Source organism: Oleiphilus sp. HI0079, from assembly GCF_001635105.1.
Genome location: NZ_LWFT01001053.1, coordinates 1 through 1,161 on the forward strand (window position 1 = coordinate 1; position 1,161 = coordinate 1,161).

Consider the following 1,161-nt stretch of genomic DNA (forward strand, 5'->3'; position numbering starts at 1 on the left):
CCCTGCTAACTTATGGCACAACCTTGTATACGGGGCCGCATACTTCTTGCCAGTCTACGCAGTAACGTTCGTTGTTGGTGGGTTTTGGGAGGTCTTGTTTGCTTCGGTTAGAGGTCATGAGGTTAATGAGGGTTTCTTTGTTACGTCAATCTTGTTCGCATTGATCTGCCCACCTGACTTGCCACTATGGCAGGTCGCTTTAGGGATTTCTTTTGGTGTTGTCATCGGTAAAGAGATCTTTGGTGGCACGGGTAAAAACTTCCTGAATCCAGCGCTAACCGGCCGTGCTTTTTTGTACTTCGCCTACCCAGCTGAGATCTCGGGAGATGCAGTTTGGACAGCGGTTGACGGCTTCTCTGGTGCTACATCACTAAGTCTTGCAGCAAGTGGTGGTGCTGATGCAATTATTGCTGGCAATATCACTTGGTTGGATGCTTTCTTTGGGACCGTTCAGGGCTCAATGGGCGAGACGTCTACTTTAGCGATCCTGATTGGTGGTGCGGTGCTTTTGGCTACGCGTATAGCTTCGCTCCGAATTGTACTTGGTGTGTTTTTTGGTATGGTCGCGATGTCAACCTTGCTCAATATGGTTGGTTCGGACACAAATCCAATGTTTAGCCTGCCGTTTTACTGGCATTTTGTAATCGGTGGTTTTGCATTTGGTATGATTTTCATGGCGACAGACCCTGTTTCAGCATCTATGACGAATACGGGTAAGTGGTTCTATGGAGCCTTGATTGGTGTGATGACTGTACTTATTCGCGTCGTGAACCCTGCTTTCCCAGAGGGGATCATGCTGGCAATTCTATTTGCAAACCTGTTTGCACCCTACATTGATCATTTGGTCGTACAGGCGAATATCAAAAGGAGGTTAGCTCGTGTCTAGCAAAGAAACTATGGGTAAAACCTTCACAGTTGCTTTTCTTTTGTGTCTGGTTTGTTCGCTGATCGTGGCTGGGTCTGTGGTTGCGCTTAAGCCGATCCAGCAAGAGAATAAAGCGCTTAACCTAAAAGCGAATATTCTCGCAGCAGCCGGACTTTTACCTTCCGGTGCAAGTAAAGACGAGATCGAAGCTCAGTTTGAGAAAATCGACGCTAGATTAGTGGATCTCGATACTGGCGAATATGTAGATCCGAGTGTTGTAGGAAAGCAAACAGCCC

The 1,161-nt window shown here is 47.3% G+C and carries 1 protein-coding gene and 1 pseudogene; both read left to right on the forward strand.

Going from position 1 to position 1,161, the window contains the following annotated elements; translation table 11 throughout:
• Window positions 1-886 (forward strand): NADH:ubiquinone reductase (Na(+)-transporting) subunit B (locus tag A3750_RS18875; RefSeq protein WP_068548624.1); only part of this gene is annotated, 886 nt, incomplete at its 5' end.
• Window positions 879-1,161 (forward strand): annotated as a pseudogene (locus tag A3750_RS18880) (Na(+)-translocating NADH-quinone reductase subunit C); the annotation flags it as partial. The gene A3750_RS18875 and the pseudogene A3750_RS18880, both read left to right, overlap by 8 nt.